This window comes from Polaromonas sp. P3_B1 (assembly GCF_056402935.1).
In genome coordinates, this window is sequence record NZ_JBFUGK010000081.1 from 1 (window position 1) to 1,813 (window position 1,813).

Sequence of the window (1,813 nt, forward strand, 5' to 3'; positions counted from 1 at the left end):
GCCCCCATCCCCACCTTCCCCCAGAGGGGGAAGGAGCAAGAGGCAGAAGGCAAGAGTGAGGGCAGGGCGCTGGCGTCACAAACGGGCAGCGTCAATCGTCATAGAGGCAGGGTGCTCAATTTCGAGCCACTCCACCTCTACCCTTGACCAGGAAGTACACACATGAAAATCGTCGTCATCGGAGGCTCGGGCCTCATCGGATCCAAACTCGTCAACATCCTTCGCCAGCGCGGCCACGAGGCCGTTGCCGCATCGCCGGCATCCGGCGTCAACACCCTCACCGGCCAAGGGCTGGCCGAGGTCCTCGCGGGCGCCCATGTGGTGGTCGACGTGGCCAACTCGCCCTCGTTTGAAGACAAGGCCGTGCTGGAGTTTTTCGAGACCTCGGGCCGCAACCTGCTCGCCGCCGAAGCGGCCGCCGGCGTGCGGCACCATATCGCGCTTTCCGTCGTCGGCACTGACAAGCTCGCCGCAAGCGGTTATTTCCGCGGCAAGATCGCCCAGGAAAAACTGATCCGGGCCGCCAGCGTGCCCTACACCATCGTCCACTCCACCCAGTTCATGGAATTCCTGGGCGGCATCGCGCAATCGGGCACCGAAGGGCAGACGGTTCGCCTCTCGCCCGCGTATGTGCAACCGATTGCCTCCGACGACGTGGCCGCCGCGATGGCCGACTTCACGCTGGGCGCGCCGGCCAACGGCACGGTCGAGATCGCCGGCCCGGAAAAGGTTCGCCTGTCAGACCTCGTCCAGCGCTTCCTGACGGCAAGCAATGACCCGCGCAAGGTCGTCGCCGATCCACAGGCACGCTACTTCGGCGCCGGGCTCAAAGACGACACCCTGGTGCCGGTGGGCAAGGCGCGCCTGGGTGGCATTGGCTTCGAGGACTGGTTCAAATCCCAGCCCGCGAAATAAGCCGCTACTCCTTCTTCCACTGGGGGAAGAAGCAAATCCAAGCGCCGCTCTTGCTCCCTCCCCCGCTGGGGGAGGGCAGGGGTGGGGGCCAGCGGCCCTTAAACACCTYYGRGTGAAATTTCAACYGMCGCGAGCCCCCATCCCMACCTTCCCCCAGCGGGGGAAGGAGCAAGAGGCGTCACAAACCGGTGCTGCCAATCGTCATAAGGGCAGGTGCGGCTCACTCCTGAGCCACCCCGCAACCCTATGAAGAAACCCATCATGAACAAGACCAGCATTTCCCTGTTTCTCGCAAGCGCCGCCTTGCTCGCCCAGCCCACCATGGCCGCCGGCCCCGAGGGCGTGACCGTCAAGCCGGTTATGGCCAAGGACCTGTCCGATCTTCCCGGCAAGGAAGGCCTGATGATTACCGTCGACTACGCCCCCGGCGCCGCCGACCCGGTGCATCGCCACCACGCCCACGCCTTTGTCTATGTGCTCGAGGGCTCCATCGTGATGCAGGTCAAGGGCGGCAAGGAGGTCACCTTGACGGCCGGCCAGAGCTTTTATGAAGGTCCCAACGACGTCCACACCGTGGGCCGCAACGCCAGCACCACCCAGCCCGCGAAGTTCCTGGTGCTGCTGCTCAAGAAGAAAAAAGCCGAGGTGCTGGAGCTGGTGAAGTAGGCACCAAAATGTTGAGCCGCCACGGCCCGGCGCACGCATTTGGGGCAATGAACCCGGCTTGCCGGCGCATGCGGGGGCAAAACAGCCGATTTCAGACCACATTCCCAACGGCACAGTAGTTGCTTTAAGTGATCCGTCCGGCTAACGACGGCCGGGCAAGGCGCGGCCTGTACCTACGTATGAGCCGCTGCCCGGCGGATCAATGGATAACGACGTCCACTTCCAGCCTCCC

The 1,813-nt window shown here is 64.1% G+C and carries 2 protein-coding genes; both read left to right on the top strand.

The window, feature by feature from the left end:
* Positions 1-162 precede the first annotated feature (162 nt).
* On the top strand, positions 163-915 hold the full coding sequence (locus AC1DXS_RS24670) for an SDR family oxidoreductase (protein WP_477740078.1): 753 nt from the start codon (positions 163-165) through the stop codon (positions 913-915).
* A 321-nt stretch (positions 916-1,236) separates the two neighbouring features.
* Complete coding sequence (locus AC1DXS_RS24675; protein WP_477740079.1) at positions 1,237-1,581, top strand: cupin domain-containing protein; 345 nt, start codon at positions 1,237-1,239, stop codon at positions 1,579-1,581.
* Positions 1,582-1,813 lie beyond the last annotated feature (232 nt).

Bases quoted from the DNA above. Each gene is read 5' to 3' on its own strand.
- AC1DXS_RS24675 (WP_477740079.1), top strand. From the start codon at position 1,237: ATGGCCGCCGGCCCCGAGGGCGTGACCGTCAAGCCGGTTATGGCCAAG.
- AC1DXS_RS24670 (WP_477740078.1), top strand. From the start codon at position 163: ATGAAAATCGTCGTCATCGGAGGCTCGGGCCTCATCGGATCCAAACTC.